Source organism: Clostridium sp. AF12-41 (assembly GCF_003461685.1).
GTDB classification, from domain to species: Bacteria; Bacillota; Clostridia; order Lachnospirales; family Lachnospiraceae; genus Otoolea; species Otoolea fessa.
The window spans coordinates 17,215-36,350 of sequence record NZ_QTXO01000004.1 but is presented as its reverse complement, the minus strand read 5'-3'; the positions used below and the strand labels follow the sequence as shown (position 1 = coordinate 36,350).

The window sequence follows — 19,136 nt, the reverse complement described above, 5'->3', positions numbered from 1 at the left end:
TCCATCAATCCGGCTGACTGCTTCTTCTACATTATCCTTCAATCGCAATATATTTTTTCTGCTCGACTTCCGGTTTTGCTTCTTTCTTCGGAACAAAAATCTTCAAAATACCATGCTTAAATTCCGCCTTGATATCTTCCTCTGTTATATCATCACCGACATAGAAGCTTCTCGCACAGGAACCTGCATAACGCTCTCTGCGGATGTAACGACCGGACTTTTTCTCCTTCTCGTCCTCATCCAGTCCCTTCGCAGCCTGAATCGTCAGATTACCATCTTCCAAGGAAATCGAAATCTCTTCTTTCTTAAATCCCGGCAGATCCATCTCCAGCTCATAGCCATCTTCCATTTCCTTGATATCGGTCTTCATCAGGTTCTGTCCATGGCGTCCATACAGCTTTTTCTCTATCTTCTGTCCGGCGTTATCATCATAAAACGGAAAATCATTAAAGAAATCATCAAACAAATTTTCTCCAAAAATACTCGGCATTAACATAAGTCATCTCTCCTTTTCTAACTTCATTTCATTATGTTTATTTACCAACATTTTCGGAACCGGGACGGTCTGGGAACTTTTCTTTTCTTCCTCTTCCTTCGTTCTGGCTATGTTATAGCACTTCTTATTAGCACTGTCAAGAGGCGAGTGCTATTTTTTTTGTGAAGAATTTGTGAACGCTACGAGCCATGCACATTTACGTGAAAGAGCCATCTTTCAAGCTTGCTTGATAAAGATGGCTCTTTCATGGAAATGTATAGGGCGACAGCCCTACAGCGAGGGAAGTCTTTCCCGAGCTGTGCATGGCGTATGCCACTACTTCACAGGGATTTTTCACTTACTTTCGCACTCAATTTTCTTGGTTTGACCACATTTTTACGACAAATTCTTGGAAAAATATATTCGTCTGATTTTCTTACCACATTTTACGACAACAACTTATGGTTTATACCACAGCAGGTACGGTTTCTGGCAGGTTCATTTTAGACATCTCATTCTCCACATGAGACTTATCTGAAATATGATTATAGACATTCATTGTGATCTGTGCATCTGAATGGCCCATCACATACTGCATAACTTTGGGATTGACATTGTTCTCACCCAATCTGGTACATCCCGTATGACGAAGGGTATGCGATGAAATAGGAGGCATCAACTCCGGCTCTCGCTTCTCTTCTTCTGCCAATTTGCTTTCTTTTTTATTATAGGCATTAACAATATTTTTCAGAAAGCTGTTCACTCCCGCTGGCATAATCGGACGTCCATGCTTTGTATTAAAGATGAATCCACTGCGTCCACCTATCTCAACATTACTCTGTAAACCAAACATCAGGTTCAGTTCTCTCTGCTTACGGAACGCATCATATACCATCTGTGTCATAGGAATATTTCTGATTCCTGCATCCGTTTTAGTTTCTGAATCATGGAAACAATATCCGTCATCACCTTCATAATACACAAGCTGTCCACCTACATGGATCTCCCGGTTCTTCATGTCCACATCTGACCAGGTTAAGCCGATTGTTTCACTCACTCTCAGGCAAGCCCCAAACATAACCTGCATCATTGGAAGATGAGGCTTATACACATTACTCTGTTCAACAAACTTCAAAAGTTTTTCCTGCTGTTCCAGTGTCAATGCTTCTTTCTCCTTTGCCGGAGCCCCATAATCTCCAAGTGTTCCTGTTACTGGATTCTTGCGGATAATCCCATCTTCCACTGCCAGTTCAAAACTGGGATTCAATAAGCCATAAAGACCTTTGATCGTACTGTGTGCCAGTCCTTCATCTGACAATGCAGAAAAGAACGTCCTTACGTGAGATGTCTTAAAATCCACAACACGTAGCAAAACTTAAATTCACTGCATTTTTCCTCTTTGGCAAAAGGAAAAGCACTGTAAAACTCATAATCCAACGGTTTTCAGTGCTTTTTTCATATTACATTATTGAATATCCCTCATTCTGCCTATATAAGTGAAACTTAGCGAAACTTAAATTAAATCTCTTTCAGACAATTCAATTTGGATATTCACCGACTGTGGATTATTTCTCAGTGCACCAGTTTCCAACTTACCGCCTGCTGCCTTGCATCCACAAATCTCTTATAAATACCTTCCTGTTTCATTAATTGCTCATGTGTTCCCTGCTGTGCAATTCTTCCTTTTTCAACAACCACAATCTGGTCTGCATGTCTGACTGTTTTTAATCTGTGGGCAATCATAATAATCGTTTTTTCCTTTGTAAGTGCATCTACTGCATCCATCAGCTCCTTTTCATTCTCCGGATCAACATTTGCCGTTGCTTCATCCAATATGACGATTGGCGCATCCTTCATAATCGCTCTGGCTATCGAAATACGCTGCTTCTCACCACCGGAAAGTGTGGCTCCTCCTTCTCCGATCACTGTGTCATATCCATTCGGAAGTTTGCTGATGAAATCATGACAACATGCTTTCTTCGCCGCTTCCACCACTTCCTCATGACTTGCATCCTGGCGTCCGAATTTAATATTATTCTCAATGGTGTCTGCAAACAAATACACCGACTGAAACACAAATGAGAAATTACTCATCAGACTGTTCATGCTGTAGTCTTTTACATTCACACCTCCAAGTGTCACTTCCCCGGAATCCACATCCCAGAACCTGGCAATCAGATTGCAAAGTGTTGATTTTCCTCCACCAGATGGTCCAACGATTGCTGTCGTCGTTTTCTGCGGAATAGAGAGCGATATATCATCAATGATCTTCCGTTTGTCATAAGAAAACGAAACATTAGAAAGTCTGATATCGTAATTTTCCGGCTGTATTTCTTTACCGTCGATATCCATGGTATCCAGCTCCAATATTGCATTTGCTTTATCTACACATACGCTTACCACATGTAAAAGAGATGAATAATTTCCTGCACATTCCAGACTGGCATAAAGCATAAATGCTGAAATTGTCATACCGATCGCATAGACCGCACTCATAGTTCCATTAATATAAAAATATGCACTGCAAGCCACGATCACAGCACCTGTAATTTTGGTTATCACACTTTGCAGAAAATGATAGGGCACAAACACCATTTCCATCTTTGTATTGATCTTTTCACATGCTTCATTTGCATCATTTAATCTTTTCGCCTGTTTCCCAAGCAAGTTATATGATTTAACTTCTGATATTCCCTGCAGATACTCCATGATCTGGTTTACAAGCTCCATATCGCATACCACTTTTTGCTCTGAATCTTTTTTACCCGCATTCTGCATCACAGAATTGACCCCAAAGAAAATAAGTACTCCTGCTGCAGCTATCAGTCCAATTCTCCAGTCAAAAATAAACAGCATAAGAATGATCATTGATGTTTCCAGAATTCCCTGCATTGTCAGCATAACCACTCTCGCAGCCACATCGCCAAGTATTTCCATTGTATTGGTTGTAATGGAAGAAATTTCCCCGATACTATTGGAATTGAAATACCCCATCGGCAGATATCGCAGATGTTCTGCAATCTTGATTCTCATAAAAGCACTTGCATTATATCCTCCCTCTGTCTGAAGCACTGTAGAGTATCTCTTGCAGATTACGTCGACTACAATTGCAAGAACCATAATCGCAACGGAGCCTCCAATATATTTTCCTGTCGGTTTCCCACTCAGCAGACCAATCAGTATGTACATAATAGCCGGAATCTTCATTGCTGAGGCAAGAGCCTCTATGAGTCCGATCACTATCGACAGTTTAAATTTATTGCCATTTTCCCTGCCTGAAAAACGAAAGAATTTTGCCAGAATCCCAAACATATCATTCTCCCTCCTTCACCGTATCTTTTACAGAAATATGGGCATTCCACATTTCCTTATAAAGCGGGCATGACACCAGAAGTTCCTCATGTGTGCCATGTGCTGTTACATTTCCATCATTTACAACAAAGATCTGGTCACTGTCCTTAACAGTAGAAAGTCTGTGTGCTATTACGATCAGGGTCTTCCCTGCTACCAGTTTTGCGATAGAATTCTGCAGAATTGCCTCATTTTCCGGATCTGTGTAGGCAGTTGCCTCATCAAGGATCACGATCGGAGCATCCTTTAACATTGCTCTTGCAATGGAGATACGCTGCCTCTCACCACCTGACAGATGTCCTCCTGCACCTCCTACAACCGTATCAAATCCATTCTCCAACTGCATGATAAATTCATAGCATCCACTTTTCTTTGTCACCTCGATGATCTGTTCATCTGTAGCATCCGGATTTCCCTGTCTGATATTTTCACGGACTGTTTCATTAAACAGATAATTGTCCTGTGCAACATATGCAATTTTCCGATTAAAATCTGCAAATGCCAGTTCTTTGACATCAACTCCACCGATTTTGATGCTTCCGGAATCCACATCCCACAGGGACGCAATCAGCTTTGCGATGGTCGACTTGCCGCTTCCGGAAGGTCCTACGATTGCATTTACCGTTCCTGCTTTCAGCTCCATAGTTACTCCGTGCAGGATTTCTTTGTCGTGATAACCAAATCTGACATCTTCAAGAGTAACGGAGTTATCTTTTGGAACACTTTTACTTTTCTCTGGACGTTCAAGCTCCGGCTGTTCCAGAATTCCTGCCACTTCACCAACAATCACTCCGATCTTGCCAAGATCATCTGTATAGGAACCCACTGTGATCAACGGTCCAACGATTCCAAGTGATAAAATAATGCAGATGACAAAATCTGAAATCGCAAGTGTTCCATTAGCTACATAATGTGCCCCAAACGGCAATACCGTAAGAAGCGTATAAGGTGTGACCACCATCATCAGTCCATGAAAGATCGAGCACCGTTTCATCCAGGAAATAAAGGAATCTGCATAAGCCATAGCCGCCTTTGTAAATTTTGCATAAGAACTTTCTGTCTTTCCAAATGCCTTGATCACTTCGATTCCGTCAATATATTCCACTGCCGCATCATTCAGATCTTTTGTTGTCTGAACCGTTCTCTCGAAGCTTGGTTTATAATCCAGCATCATTCCAAAATAGGAAAGAAATCCCACTATAACCGGCACCAATGACCAGAGTGCCAGTCTCCAGTCTGTCAGGAAGAAATAAATCAAAATCACAATCGGTGCCAGCAGATTGGACGTGAATTCCGGGACAATATGCGCCAGTGTTGTCTCGATACTGTCGATTCTTTCCACCATAATATTTTTAAATGTACCGGAAGGTGTGTCTTTCACATAGCCAAGAGGTACCCGCGCCAGCTTGTCACAGCAGGATTTTCTTATATTTGCAAGTACTGCAAACGTTGCTTTATGTGACAATGCTGTCGAAAGTGAATGAAGCAGTTCTGCAATGATAAACGATAATGCAATCAGAACCGCTTTTGCAAGATATATTTCAAACTCCTTTTCACCATTTAAAAACAGCTTTACTACATCTGCAATAATAAAATACGGCAAAATCTTAAAAATCACATTTCCTATTGCAAGTAACACACTCCACACATAGGCAATTCTTTTTTGTCCGGCCCACGTCAGGATCCAGCTGACTGCCGACTTCTTTTTTTCTTTCACATCTTTTCACTCCTTACGTTCGTTTTATTGTTTCGTTTTATTATTTTACCTTCTGTTAGTTCGAGCTAACCAACATATAATAAAATAGGTGGTCTACTGGCATCAACCACCTGATATTATTATCCTGTCTGAACTTTATTCAGAAATCCAGAACCTGCAACACACATAACCTATTCAGAATTCCTGCATCAGTTATACTGGAAATTCAATATTCCACAATCGTTCCCAGCCACCTGTATTAAATTCTTTCAGTTGATGTACATTTTTCTTTGCAGTCTCCCTGTCTATATCATGCTCAATGATCTGAAATACTGATGAAAAAAATCCCGTATAGATCATATGCATAAGGCTTTCCTCTACAATCGGTATTTTTACACCGTTCTCTTTCATCTTTTCCATATAATTCAGGCTGGACTTCATTTCCCGCTCTACCATATTGTGTATGAATAATTCAAATTTTCCACTGTCTCCGCATTTCAACAATAATCTGAAATTATCATAATGATCATAGATATAATCAACCATCTGCTCCATCCCATCACTGGATGTATCCGACATATTCCTTGTCTGATCACTGGCAGAAAGCTTTTCAAACTCCTCAACGATCTGGTCATAAATCTGATAAATATGTTCCATATAAGGATCCGTCAGTGCATCAAAAAGTGCCTCTTTCGTCGGATAATATTTGTAAAATGCGCCAGTAGTAAGTCCTGCATCTTTTACAATATTTCTTAAAGATGCTCCTGTCAAACCATCTTTCAGAAAATGTTTTCTGGCTGTATCTAATATGTTTTTCTGTGTATCTTCTGCTTTCGTCGACATTCTTTTCGTATCCTCTAAACTTCTTTTCAAAATATAACAGTGCTATATAATACTGTTATATTTTAACTCATTACAGGAATTTGTCAAGTCTTGGTGTTTCAATTTTTTATTTTCCTCGTGTATTCAGTTTCCACTCCGCAGATGCTTTCTGCAGTTTTACAAGTCTGTTCTATTCAGACAGATTTTCTGTTCCTCAGATCGTCGTTGCTCTGCTGAAGCGATTGATTCAGCTTCTGCGTTTCGGACAATTCGGTTGTCAGACACTGAATTCCTACGGTTGATTTCCGAACTTCTTCTCGCAATCTCTGCCTGTCGGACAAGATCGTCTGTTTCTCTTCTTCCAGCATCTGTATCTGCTTTTTCTGTGTCCGCATGAACTCTTTCGCTCTCTCGAAACTCTGCATTAGAAGATCTTTTTCTACTTTGAGCTTGATCGGTGATTCCTCCGGCAGCTGCGATGGCTGTGTCAAGTTCTCTGTAATAATTTCTAAGTTCTTCGGCTGCTCTGCTTTCTCTGATTTCAATATCTCTGGATTTTTTCCTATTTCTATCAAATTCATTCTCTAGTCCCTCCTTGCTGATATCCAGATGAAATGTTTTTGACAGATTGCTGTCTCTCACCTTCTTCCCATCCTGGTTCTGAAAAATAATGTGCTTCCGTTTCTCTGTCCAATTTACATTCCATCCAAACTGTTTCATTTTTTCCTTAAACTTTTCTTTGCTGATACAATTTTCCAGTGCTTTTAACACTGCCATTGCACAATCCGCTACTAAGCTGTCTTTCACCTGCTGATGGAACAGGTTATATTTATCTTTGCTCCATGCAATGACTTCCCCTTTTTCAATCTGGCTTCTTATTCTTGAAATGGTGATTACTCATTACCGTAAAATTCTTAGTTCTCTCTACACGAAAAATCTGTGCCATTCTATCTCACTTCCTTTCCAGACAGAAAAAGACGCAAGCCACATTTCTATGACTCACGCCTTTCTCTGCACTTCATTATTAAATTGAAAATTTCTATTCTTCTTTCCTTTGTTCTAACAATTCTCTCGCATTTGCAATAGCAAGGGATAGCTTCTGTTCTAAAAGTTCTTTTGGAGGCATTTTGGTCATATACTGTCCCACATGAATATTTCCATGATCCAATTGCATTAATTCTATAGTTTCCTGTGATTTTTCTGCACATAATATAAGTGCAACCGGACTTTCTTCACCTTCCACTCTTTCATTCTTTTCCAGCCATCGCAAATACAGCTCGACTTGTCCTTTATCCTGCGGTTCAAATTCCCCAAGCTTTAGTTCAACAAGAACCAACCTTCTCAAGCCTCTATGATAGAATAATAAATCCATATAGTAGTCCTTGCCATCCAGTACAAAATGTTTCTGTCTTGCTAAAAATGCAAAATCCGATCCCATTTCCAGAATAAATTTTTCTAATTCTGCAAGAATAGCATTTTCTAAATCTTTTTCACTATAAGTATCACGTAAACCGAGAAAATCAAGCATATATGGATCTCTGTAAAAAAGATCCAGACTCATTTTTCCATCATCTCGTAATTCCGCAATTTCATTTTTAATCGTTTCTTCTGGTTTCTTCGATATTGCAGTTCGTTCATAAAGCATGGATTTTTTTCTTTCACGCAGTGTTCGCACTGACCAGTTTTCCTGCATACACATTGCAGCATAAAAATCTCTTTTTAACTCATCTTGTATTGGCAGAATCTCTACAAAATGCGACCAGGTCAATTGTTGCGACAATGTCGCAACTTTTTCGAAGTCAGGAAATTCCTGATAAAACTTAATCATTCTTGAAATTGATGTTTTATCAAATCCCGAACCATACTCCTGTTCCAGCCGTTTACTGACTTCTGCAACAACCTTTTTTCCATACTCAGGCTTATTATTTCCAGTTAACTCCACACTAAGTCTTTTTCCAATTCCCCAATTAAGAGAAATAATGGCATCATTCACAACTTTTTTTACATTAGTTTTCTTTTCCCTGATTAACGCATTTATTTCATCATAAATATTATCAATATTATCTGCTATTAATATCTCTTTTTTCATTATCGATCCCCTTCTATAACTTGAAATGCCAAATTGGCATTTCAAAACTGTCCCAACTGCTTACTGTTATATTACCCTATTTTTCTCATTCTGCCTACTGCTTTTTCATGGTCACATATAATAATGGGGTCGCATTCCACGACCTCATCACCTTCATTTAAACATAAATCAATTCCTTGAGAATAATTTCTTCCGCAATCGCTCTGTGCTGATTAACAGCTCTTACCCAGGTCATCTGATCTGCTTCTTTATCCGGCAGTGGTTCTTTTTCTTCTAACTGCTTCAGAATTACCTTTTCCCATTCTCTGGCTGCCTTGTCCACTTCCAGAAGATGCTCTCCAATGGTGTCCTGCAGAAGCATCACCTGATAAGTTGAATTTCGATGGTTTTTCAGATAATCTCTGCGAAGAAAACCATACTTGCCAAGTTGCTCCATCTGTTCACCGGATTTATAGGTGAGATTCGGGATTAGATATCCATTTACATTTGTATACGTTAATTTCATTTTATTAGCACTCTCCATTTCTCATCTTTTTTTGACCACAAATTTACGACATTTACGACAAATCTGACACTGCTTTACAATACCAGACAAAATGGCTGATGCCCCGGAAAGCCTGTAAAACAGGCACTTCTAGGATACACAAGACAGAACAAAAATCGACTTCCATTATCAATAGGTGAGTGCTAATTATTTGTGAATATTTTGTGAAATTATCAATCCTTTTTCTCTCTATCGATACTGCCACACTAAAGAGGATAGGAGAATTCTTGCAAAGTGTTGTTAAAAAAGTAAATCTCTAATATTATTCTTATACTATTTCATAATCAAAACCGTCGCCAGAATACAGACGAATCCAATCAACTCTGCCGGTGTAAAAACGGAATTCAGCCAGACCGCTGACAGGCACGCCGCCGTCAGCGGTTCCAGGCAGGCAAGCACCGAAGCGCGCACCGGTCCCGTCAAAGAAACTCCCTTTAAAAAAAGAGTATACGCAACCGCACTTCCCAGTATCACAAGCACACCCAGATAAAATGCGGCATGACCGTCCAGCTCCGCCGGAACTTCCCAGATGCGGACGGCTCCCGATAGAAACACGCCGCCGATAAACATTCCCATCCCGGTTGCAGGAATACTTCCCCACTGCTTCACCGGATTTTTTGAAAGCAGGAAATACGCAGCTGCGCCGACACCTCCCATGATTCCCCAGAAAAGTCCCTTCGCCGTCAGTTCCATGCCGTCCAGTCTTCCTCCCGTCGCGATCAGCCAGACTCCAAAGAATGCCAGACAGATACAGAAAAACGTCCGTTTCGTGGGCAATGTACGTTCTGCCGCGCATACAAAGACCGCCACGAAGATAATCGATAAATTCTGCAGCACCGTCGCCGTTCCCGAATTGGTCCATTTGATTGCATTTAAGTACGCATACTGGGACAGCACCAATCCCAGAAACGAAAACAGCACCATCTGAGCCATCGCTTTCTTATCCTGAACCAGTGCCCGCACCGGCAATTTTCCCTTCGCAGCGGCAGCAAGCAGAAGAATCGTCCCCGCCCCCAGCATTCTAAGCGCCGTCACCCACGCCGCATCGATCGGGTAGGATGAAAACAGTGCCTCCCCGCATGTTCCCGAAAATCCCCAGCTAGTCGCGCCGATCATGCAGCAGAGAACGCCGAGGCGGGCAGACGAAGAAGGAACTTCTGTGGAATTTGATGCCTGTTTTTCTGTGGCATGATTCGACTCCTTGATGTTCATTTGATTCTTTCCATCTCTATTCCTTTTTAACATCTTTCATTTCTCCACTATTCTTTTATGAGTTTCGTTCTTTTTCATTGACTTTATCATTATATCGGTATTATCTTTATTTATATATAAAAATATCGGCTTGTTTTTTCATTATATTGAGGTTATTATGATTACAAACTATCTTTCCATAAATTCTGACCGGGAGGAAAACCTGATTCGTATTTTCCCGGATTTTCCGGTTTCGGTGTACCGAACCGACTTTTCCGATCCGTCTTATCAGCTTGTGAGCTGGCACTGGCATGAAGATTTCCAGTTCTGCCTGGTCGAGCGCGGCGAGGTCTGTTTTCAGACGCCTGGTTCCAGATTCCCGATTTCGTCCGGCTGCGGTATTTTTTTAAACCGACGGCTCGTCCACAGCGCTTTGCCATTGACGCCGGATTCCTCCTACTACTGCATCAATTTTTCCCCGGCGCTTCTGACTGCTGCCAGCGGGGCTGCTTTGTCGGATGCGATGGTTCTGCCCCTTTTGAATGAGGAAACCTTGTCTTTTTTCCAGTTTGACGCCCTCACACCCGACGGTTCTCTGCTGACGGACTCCATCTGCCGTATTTTACAGCTTTCAGAGAATCACACACCTGAAAGCTCGTTTCAGGTATATGGTACCCTGTTTTCCCTCTGGATCATCGCCTGGCGCTTTCTCCGTCAAGACGAATCCACGTTCAATAAACGCGGCGATACTTCTGCCGCCAACAGCCGCCTGAAAGAGATTTTCCACTACTTGCAGGCGCATTACTCGCAGAAAATCACCCTGCGCGAGATCTCTGACGCAGTCTGCCTCTGTCCGGAAGAATGTGAACGTTTTTTCAAACGGATGACTGGCATCACGATTTTCCAGTATCTCCTTGAATACCGGATCAAAAAAAGCCAGGAGCTTTTGAACAACTCCCGCCTATCTATCGCGGAAATTGCCCAAAGCTCCGGCTTTACAACACAAAGCTACTATTCTTCCTGTTTCAAACGCCTGACCGGATGTACACCGGGGGCGTATCGTAAGCGGAAAATTTCTCTTATAACTTTTCTTTAAGGAATTGCTTCTTCTTGAAACTTCCTTAACCGTGTTCTCATCCGATTCTTTCCATACACAGCACAAACGAGACACTTTGCATCCCTGTTTTATCAAGGATTGCAGTTCTTACATGGTTCATATCCATCTGCAATCACTTCATCGCGCGTACCGGTAAATTCCTGCCGGTTTGCCGCCTTCATCTGGGTGACAGATGTGCAGCTTGGAAGATGAAATTTTTTCGAGTTGGTATTGAGAATGTAGGTCTGAACCGTCGCGCTGCTTCCAGAGGATCCAGCGCCGCCTCCCGACGAACCAGCTGCTCCCGATCCAGCCGATTGATTCTGGCTGCTGCCATTTCCAGCCGTTCCCTGTCCGGCTGTGCTTCCCGCACTTCCAGAACCGTCCGCCCAGCTTTCTCCTGTCGCATAATCGATCGCAATACCAGGCTGGACATTATAGACGTATACGCAGAACAGCACTCCCTCGCCCTGATCCTCGACAGATTCCGCCTCCATCAGGACGCCGGAGGCAACCAGATTATTGCCCTCAAAAACCGGCGTTACGCGGTACATGACATGGTTTCCGGTTTCTTTCACATAATCGGCTGTCAGATTTTCAAATGGCAGCATTCCCTGTACGTTCAGATAGCGGGTTCCGGTAATCAGGTTTTTGACATTAGCATTCTCCGCCGTGAGCTGGTAGCCGATCAGATGACAACGGTTATAGAGATACTTTCCATCCACATTGTCATACTTCGCCGTATGCCAGCCCGTCGGCTTGACTTCCCCGATCGAGCCGCGCTTCTCCGTCGGCATCGTGTCCTGCGAAACCGAAGCATATGCCACGCCGCAGCGCCCCAGGCTGTCCAAATCACTGTAACTCTCAAATGATACATCCGTCAGGTCCGCATCGGTAAAATACGGCACATTTCCATTGACCGCCACATACGGCTGACCGGAATATGCCGGTACATCCGCCAGATTAAATGACGTTCCCGAAGCAGAAGATACACGGTTTCCACCATTTTCTGACGATGACACCGCCTGTGAATCTCCGTCCGCACTTTCCGCCTGATTTTCCTCCGCGCTGACACTTCCGTTTCCATTCAGACTTCCCTCTGGAATCTCCTGCGCGCACGCTGAAACAGACAGCATCGCCGCTGCAGCCAGCCCCAGAAGCCACATTTTCAATTTTCTCATATGAATTTCTGCCTTTCCGTTTAAGCCTATCCCTTTCAGAGCCATGTAGATTTGTGCGTTCTGGCGCCTGATTTTCAGGTGCAGAACCGGCTCTTTTTTATATTTGACTTGTTTTTTATGTTTTTCTTACTCTTTTATATTGTACTTACTTTTTATGTATATTTTTTACCTGCGCACATACCGCTCTTCTGTGATTTTCTCATGCGAGGAACCCGCATATTCCTGCGTTTCTGCCAGCTTCCAGCTGCCCAGATCCATCTTAAAATACATATCTGCCGGATAATCCCGGTTCCAATGACAGAGAATCACTTCTTCGATCCGGCTCTCATACGGAACAACATCCTTGTCCTCGACAAAACAGTACTCTCCCGGCCCCGCCTTTTCCAAAAACGCTTCATCTGCCTGAATCTGCCCAGATTGCCCCAGTTGCCCGGATTGTTCCTGTTCTTTCGGCATATTTCCATTCACCTGTAAAAACTGTTTCTGGCTGTATGCATTCATCCACAGTTTTTTCCCACCTGTCAGCTCCATAATACGCTTTCTAAGCACGCGGTCCTGGCTCTGCCGTCTGTGATTGAACATCATGCCGTTCTGATTATCCACACATACAATTATCTTCATCTCTCTTTTTCTCCCTTTTTCTATCTGCTGTACGTTTCATGTTTCCCAAGGAATCAAAGCAAGCGTCAGCTCCTCCATCCAAGTCCGCAGATTGGGACGCCTGACTGCCAGCGTGTTGACAATCACCGATCGTACACGCACCGGCATCGTTTCTCCTTCTTTCACCAGCCTGCTCACATCGTTTATGACATAAAAATTGCCATTCTCATATCCCAGATACATCATCACATGTCCCGGAAAATATAGAAGTGTGCCCGGTTCTAATACTTTTAAAATCTGCTTTTTTTCTGAGCAGCGCCGCCCCGCCAGCTCTATTTTTCGAACTGGCATCTGCAACTGCCCGGTCGTATTGCGAGGCAGGATCCATCCAAAACAGCGGTACACTTCCCGGATATAGGAAGAACAATCCCGGCTCTCCAGCATTCCGCCCCAGCCGTAGCGGTCTCCCAGACACTTGAACGCCTGTTTAATAATCTCCTCATTTGTCAAGCTCAAATATCCCACCGATACGTCCCGGCTCATTGGAATCAATCCTTTTTGCCGGAAGAAACTGCCATCCGGAGCGCGGCATGGAAGCCAGACGATGTAATTATTCCAAGACAGTCTGTTCTGTACCCTCTGTTCTGCCTGTGCTTCTGTTGTCTCTATTAGCGCTCCTGTCCCTTTTATTCTGTTTGTTTCTATTGTTTCTTTTATCTCTGGGATTCCTTCTTCCACGCACAATTCCAACACCGTACCCATCCGAAGCCGGTATGCACTGGTTCCCGGATAGACCGCACTTGCTTCCAGCCAGACCATGTCCCCTGTCACTACTAACGGATGGATCGGAAATGCCGCCATCAGCCATTCCGCCCGGTTCCGACAGACTGCCACCGACTCTGCCGATATCCAGCCCTCGCTGCATTCATTCCGGACATACAGATAACTCTCCTCCTGCACCGAACCCAAAATCAAAAGCGGTTCCCCGACCATACAGAGACAAAGTGCTGCCTCATCCCACTCCGGATCGGATGGATCCTCCTCATCGGCTAAAAAAGTCTCCATCGGAAACTGTTTGATCAACCCCTGTGAAGTCGCGATTCCATATTTGATATGAACATTTTTATCCACGGAATTTTGAGCATCACGCACAGTCCAATTTATCCCCTGTATCCCAAATGATAAGAAATTTCCACACCATTTATCATAAACAACTCTCTCTTCTTTGGCAAAGGCTTCATTTTTCAAATCATGCATTTCCGTTCCAGATGTCCGTAAAATCCGTGCATTCAAATTTTCAATTTCTTCCGGCGTCATTTTTACTGTTCCTGGCGCATTTCCTGTGTCAATCCAATGTTCTACCCGGCATTGTTCCTTCGAAACATCTGGTGCGAATGATAAAAAAGACGATCTCATATGAACTGTTCCAAAACAGCCTGCTTAATTTTCGTATCTTTTATATGATGCATCTTCCTTTTTTATACACAATAAGGAATCGGCAGCACCCTCAGCTGGCGTCTCGTCGTTTCCGAAAGTGCCCCAGCTGACTGACCAGCAAATCCATCAGATCCTCGCCGTCCATGGCATATCCACTCTAACTCACATTACTTATACTCAATCACATACCAAATCCAGAACTACCTCTTGCGTCTCACATTCCCACAAAAGGCATCTGCTTCCACGATTGAGTCCCCAGATTTAGTAATTCTCCGCATGAACCTCGAAATAAGCCTGCGGATGCGCGCATACCGGACAAACTTCCGGTGCTTTCTCGCCTACTACGATATGACCGCAGTTGCGGCATTCCCATACCTTCACTTCGCTCTTCTTAAATACTTCCTGCGCTTCCACATTGTGAAGCAGGGCACGGTAGCGCTCTTCATGATGTTTTTCGATCTCCGCTACCATACGGAATTTCGCTGCCAGCTCCGGAAAGCCCTCTTCCTCAGCCGTCTTGGCAAATCCATCATACATATCTGTCCACTCATAATTCTCGCCGTCTGCAGCAGATGCCAGATTCTCTGCGGTATTTCCCAGGCCGTCTAATTCCTTAAACCACATCTTTGCGTGTTCTTTCTCATTGTCTGCGGTCTTTAAAAAAAGGGCGGAAATCTGCTCAAATCCCTCTTTTTTTGCCTTGGATGCAAAATAGGTATATTTATTTCTCGCCTGTGATTCGCCGGAAAAAGCCTCCCTCAGGTTCTTTTCCGTCTGGGTTCCTGCATATTTATTAGCCATTGCGTTGTCCTCCTTTTAATTGCATGAAAACAGATCATCTTTTCTTTCTATTATATCACGATTGAATGTTTTTAATATGTTTTTCAAAAGCATTTTTTTCCAACATCCAGACAAAAACAGGGATATCAGACGTTCAAATCTGATATCCCCGTTTCTTTTCTAAATAGGAATCTACTACCTTCCGCTTCCCTTACGCCTCATCAATCGCATGCCCGATATCATGGCGCATATATTTGTTAGCAAAATTGATCCACTCGGTCGCCTTGTATGCGTTGGCGCGCGCCTCTTTCAGGTCTTTGCCCTTTGCAGTAACGCCCAGCACTCGACCGCCGTTTGTCACGATGTCGCCGTCCTCATCGAAGTTCGTGCCCGCGTGGAATACATAGTAACCGTCCGTGTCTTTGAATTTCTCCAGACCGTGAATCTTGAAACCTTTTTCATATTTCACCGGATAACCATCCGACGCCAGAACAACACAGACTGCCGCATTGTCCTCAAATTCCAGCTGGATCTGATCCAGGGTTCCGTCGATACATGCCTCAAAGACTTCCACGATATCGTTCTTCATGCGCGGCAGGACAACCTGTGTCTCCGGATCGCCGAAACGAGCATTGTATTCCAGCACCTTCGGACCATCTTCGGTCAGCATCAGACCGAAAAAAATGATTCCCTTGAAGATACGTCCTTCCTTCTTCATCGCGTCAACCGACGGCTGATAGATGTACTTTTTGCAGAATTCATCTACTTCTTTTGTGTAGAACGGGCTTGGTGAGAAGGTTCCCATACCGCCTGTATTTAAGCCCTGATCGCCGTCCAGCGCCCGCTTGTGGTCCTGGGAGGAGGTCATAATTCGGATCGTATCGCCATCGACGAAGGAAAGGACAGAAACCTCGCGTCCTGTCATGAACTCCTCGATGACCATCTGATTGCCGGCAGAACCAAACTTCTTGTCCTCCATGATCTCCTTGACGCCTGCCTCTGCTTCCTCTAAAGTATTGCAGATCAGAACACCTTTTCCAAGTGCCAGACCATCTGCTTTCAAAACGATCGGCATCTTAGCGGTCTGTAAGTATTCCAGCGCCTTGTGCGGATCGGTAAAAGTCTCATAGGCTGCGGTCGGAATGTTGTATTTCTTCATCAGATCCTTGGAAAATGCCTTCGATCCTTCCAGAATCGCCGCATTTTTTCTCGGTCCAAATACACGCAGTCCCTGTGCCTCGAACACATCCACGATACCGCCGACCAGCGGATCGTCCATGCCAATCACGGTCAGATCAACCTCATGCTCTTTCGCAAATGCCGCCAGCTTATCAAATTCCATTGCACTGATCGGCACACACTCTGCATACTCTGCGATTCCTGCATTGCCCGGTGCACAATAAATTTTATCTACCTTCGGACTCTGAGCCACTTTCCATGCGATCGCATGCTCACGTCCGCCGCTGCCAACGATTAAAACTTTCATGTTCTTCTCCTTATATTCTTCCGTTTGCAATCGCATCGATCGCCTGCGGAAGCAGTACCCACTCTGCCTGTTCCATCACGCGCTGCTGCAGCGTCTTCGGCGTATCATCCGGCTGCACCTCTACAGCTTTCTGGAAGAGGATCGGACCGGTATCGGTTCCCTCATCCACATAGTGAACCGTCGCGCCCGTCACCTTGACGCCGCGCGCCAGTGCCGCCTCATGCACCTTCAGTCCATAATAGCCGACGCCACAGAAGGACGGAATCAGGGACGGGTGGATATTGATAATTTTATTTCTGTATGCCTCGATCATCGCCGCCGGAATCTTCACAAGAAATCCAGCCAGAACGATGAGATCCGGCTTACACGCCTTGACGGTCTCTAAAAGCGCCTCATCGAATGCATCTCGCGTCTCATACGCCTTCGGAGTCACAACAAACGCTGGGACACCGTGTTTTTTCGCGCGCTCAATCGCATAAACGCCCTCATTGTTGCTGATAACCGCTGCAACCTCTGCGTTCGTGATCTTGCCGTTATCAACCGCATCCAGGATTGCCTGCAGATTTGTACCGCCGCCAGACACCATTACAACGACTCTTAGCATAATGTTACTCCCTTTTCTCCTGCCTCAATAGAACCGATGATGTACGGTGTATCGCCAGCGGACTTCATTGCCTCCATCGCACGCTCTGCATCAGCCGCATCGACTGCTACAACCATGCCGATACCCATGTTGTAGGTATTGTACATCATATGCTCCTCGATATCGCCTTTCTTCGCCAGCATACCAAAGATTGGCGGAATCTGATAGCTGTCTTTCTTGATGACTGCGCGAACACCGTCTTTCAGCATACGCGGAACATTCTCATAGAAGCCGCCGCCTGTGATATGGCTGCACGCTTTCACAGTCACGCCCGCATTCTTCACTGCTTTCAGCGCCTTTACATAGATACGGGTCGGTGCCAGAAGTGCCTCGCCAAGCGTGGTTCCCAACTCCTCATAGTAGGTCTCCAGTCCCTCTTTGTTGAGTTCCTTCTCAAATACCTTGCGGACCAGGGAGAAACCATTGCTGTGAACGCCGGTGGATGCCATACCGATCAGTACATCACCCGGTTTCAGGTTTTCGCCGGTAATCATGTCTTTTTTATCAACCACACCGACAGCAAAACCAGCCAGATCATAATCTTCCTCCGGCATCAGTCCCGGATGCTCGGCTGTCTCGCCGCCGATCAGAGCTGCCTCCGACTGTAAGCAGCCTTCTGCAACGCCTTTTACGATATCCGCGATCTTTTCCGGATAGTTCTTGCCGCAGGCAATATAGTCCAGGAAAAACAGCGGCTCGCCGCCTGCACATGCAATGTCGTTGACACACATCGCAACTGCATCGATACCGATCGTGTCATGCTTGTCCATGATGATCGCCAGCTTTACCTTGGTACCACAGCCGTCCGTACCAGATAAGAGAACCGGATCTTCCATCTCTTTAATCTTTGCCAGGGAGAATGCACCGGCAAAGCCGCCCAGACCTCCCAGCACTTCCTCACGCATCGTTTTCTTTACATGCTCTTTCATCAGTTCTACCGACTTATAACCAGCCTCAATATCTACTCCGGAATTCTTGTAATCCATGGTTTTCCTCCGTATGTCCTTGTTTATATTTTTAATGTTTATTTCTGTGCCAGATACTCTTTATGTCCCAGCTTCTGTAATTTCTCATCCTTACCGGCTACTTCATTCTTCATCTCCTCGGAGTATGCCTTTAATTTCGCTAACAGCTCCTGATCGGAAGTTGCCAGAATCTTGGCTGCCAGAATACCCGCGTTCTTACCTCCGTTGATCGCTACCGTTGCAACCGGAATACCGGATGGCATCTGTACGATCGAATACAGAGAATCAACTCCGCCTAAATCCGAGGTTTTCATCGGAATACCGATCACCGGCATCGGGAACAGTGCCGCGCACATACCCGGCAGATGCGCTGCCTTGCCAGCACCTGCAATGATAACCTTAAAGCCTTTCTCCTCAGCGGATTTTGCATAGTTAAAAAAGATGTCTGGCTCACGGTGTGCAGAAATGATTGTCATTTCATAATCAATCCCCATCTTGTCCAGAAAATCTGCTGCCTGTGCCATGATCGGCATGTCCGAATCGCTTCCCATTACAATTCCTACTTTTGCCATCGTTCATTCTCCTTTTCTCTGCATTGTATTTATTAGTTCTACTTATAAGTAATTTGAATAAAAACACCCTTACTTATTAGTAATGATACTAGGTTTTTCATGGCAAGTCAATAGTGTTTCGAGAATCCTTCAAAATTTCATCGTTACTGTTCACGCATACGTGCCCAGTAACGGAATTTGCCGTGGCTTCGCATTTAAATACGGCAAA

General features: G+C 44.3%; 18 protein-coding genes. 1 reads left to right on the top strand and 17 read right to left on the bottom strand.

The genetic code is table 11. The features are described 5' to 3' along the window. Window positions 1-31 precede the first annotated feature (31 nt). From DWV73_RS07610 to DWV73_RS07565, 9 genes are all read right to left on the bottom strand, one after another. Window positions 32-496 (bottom strand): Hsp20/alpha crystallin family protein, encoded by a 465-nt coding sequence (locus DWV73_RS07610; RefSeq protein ID WP_022359203.1) that lies wholly within the window; start codon window positions 494-496, stop codon window positions 32-34. 445 nt (window positions 497-941) lie between these two features. Then, on the bottom strand, window positions 942-1,835 hold the full coding sequence (locus DWV73_RS07605) for a site-specific integrase (RefSeq protein ID WP_242995772.1): 894 nt from the start codon (window positions 1,833-1,835) through the stop codon (window positions 942-944). A 212-nt stretch (window positions 1,836-2,047) separates the two neighbouring features. Then, window positions 2,048-3,787, bottom strand: a complete 1,740-nt coding sequence (locus tag DWV73_RS07600; protein WP_117796342.1) for an ABC transporter ATP-binding protein — start codon at window positions 3,785-3,787, stop codon at window positions 2,048-2,050. 1 nt (window position 3,788) lies between these two features. Next, the gene (locus DWV73_RS07595; RefSeq protein ID WP_107000357.1) at window positions 3,789-5,543 is read right to left on the bottom strand and encodes an ABC transporter ATP-binding protein; all 1,755 of its coding nucleotides are present in this window, start codon (window positions 5,541-5,543) and stop codon (window positions 3,789-3,791) included. A 192-nt stretch (window positions 5,544-5,735) separates the two neighbouring features. Continuing rightward, window positions 5,736-6,365, bottom strand: a complete 630-nt coding sequence (locus DWV73_RS07590) for a TetR/AcrR family transcriptional regulator (RefSeq protein ID WP_021739680.1) — start codon at window positions 6,363-6,365, stop codon at window positions 5,736-5,738. Window positions 6,366-6,521: 156 nt separating this feature from the next. Further along, the gene (locus DWV73_RS07585) at window positions 6,522-7,151 is read right to left on the bottom strand and encodes a hypothetical protein (protein ID WP_207661069.1); all 630 of its coding nucleotides are present in this window, start codon (window positions 7,149-7,151) and stop codon (window positions 6,522-6,524) included. A 232-nt stretch (window positions 7,152-7,383) separates the two neighbouring features. Further along, window positions 7,384-8,433, bottom strand: coding sequence for a PDDEXK nuclease domain-containing protein (locus DWV73_RS07575; protein ID WP_117796341.1), 1,050 nt, complete (start codon window positions 8,431-8,433; stop codon window positions 7,384-7,386). Window positions 8,434-8,590: 157 nt separating this feature from the next. Beyond that, on the bottom strand, window positions 8,591-8,938 hold the full coding sequence (locus tag DWV73_RS07570; RefSeq protein WP_117796340.1) for a TnpV protein: 348 nt from the start codon (window positions 8,936-8,938) through the stop codon (window positions 8,591-8,593). A 312-nt stretch (window positions 8,939-9,250) separates the two neighbouring features. Next, window positions 9,251-10,222 carry an EamA family transporter gene (locus DWV73_RS07565; protein WP_117796339.1) on the bottom strand — a complete coding sequence of 324 codons (972 nt, stop codon included), beginning with the start codon at window positions 10,220-10,222 and terminating at the stop codon, window positions 9,251-9,253. A 124-nt stretch (window positions 10,223-10,346) separates the two neighbouring features. Between DWV73_RS07565 and DWV73_RS07560 the strand changes: the two genes are divergently transcribed. Then, window positions 10,347-11,264 (top strand): AraC family transcriptional regulator, encoded by a 918-nt coding sequence (locus DWV73_RS07560; protein WP_117796338.1) that lies wholly within the window; start codon window positions 10,347-10,349, stop codon window positions 11,262-11,264. Between the two features lie 92 nt (window positions 11,265-11,356). On the opposite strand, the gene DWV73_RS07555 is transcribed toward DWV73_RS07560, so the two are convergent. The 8 genes from DWV73_RS07555 to purE all read right to left on the bottom strand — a co-directional run bounded on the left by DWV73_RS07555 (window position 11,357) and on the right by purE (window position 18,928). Then, entirely contained in the window at window positions 11,357-12,445 is a 1,089-nt protein-coding gene (locus tag DWV73_RS07555) for a DNA/RNA non-specific endonuclease (protein ID WP_117796470.1), read from the bottom strand. A gap of 165 nt (window positions 12,446-12,610) precedes the next feature. Beyond that, window positions 12,611-13,066 carry a ribonuclease Z gene (locus DWV73_RS07550; RefSeq protein ID WP_117796337.1) on the bottom strand — a complete coding sequence of 152 codons (456 nt, stop codon included), beginning with the start codon at window positions 13,064-13,066 and terminating at the stop codon, window positions 12,611-12,613. 36 nt (window positions 13,067-13,102) lie between these two features. Further along, window positions 13,103-14,197 carry an NlpC/P60 family protein gene (locus DWV73_RS07545; protein WP_181986231.1) on the bottom strand — a complete coding sequence of 365 codons (1,095 nt, stop codon included), beginning with the start codon at window positions 14,195-14,197 and terminating at the stop codon, window positions 13,103-13,105. 546 nt (window positions 14,198-14,743) lie between these two features. Further along, on the bottom strand, window positions 14,744-15,283 hold the full coding sequence (gene rbr, locus DWV73_RS07540; protein WP_107000364.1) for a rubrerythrin: 540 nt from the start codon (window positions 15,281-15,283) through the stop codon (window positions 14,744-14,746). A 190-nt stretch (window positions 15,284-15,473) separates the two neighbouring features. Then, on the bottom strand, window positions 15,474-16,748 hold the full coding sequence (gene purD, locus DWV73_RS07535; RefSeq protein ID WP_117796335.1) for a phosphoribosylamine--glycine ligase: 1,275 nt from the start codon (window positions 16,746-16,748) through the stop codon (window positions 15,474-15,476). Window positions 16,749-16,758: 10 nt separating this feature from the next. Beyond that, on the bottom strand, window positions 16,759-17,352 hold the full coding sequence (gene purN, locus DWV73_RS07530; RefSeq protein ID WP_107000366.1) for a phosphoribosylglycinamide formyltransferase: 594 nt from the start codon (window positions 17,350-17,352) through the stop codon (window positions 16,759-16,761). Further along, window positions 17,346-18,377, bottom strand: coding sequence for a phosphoribosylformylglycinamidine cyclo-ligase (purM, locus tag DWV73_RS07525; RefSeq protein ID WP_022359210.1), 1,032 nt, complete (start codon window positions 18,375-18,377; stop codon window positions 17,346-17,348). Before purM ends, purN begins: the two co-directional genes overlap by 7 nt. 38 nt (window positions 18,378-18,415) lie before the next feature. Continuing rightward, window positions 18,416-18,928, bottom strand: a complete 513-nt coding sequence (gene purE / locus DWV73_RS07520) for a 5-(carboxyamino)imidazole ribonucleotide mutase (RefSeq protein WP_117796334.1) — start codon at window positions 18,926-18,928, stop codon at window positions 18,416-18,418. Window positions 18,929-19,136 lie beyond the last annotated feature (208 nt).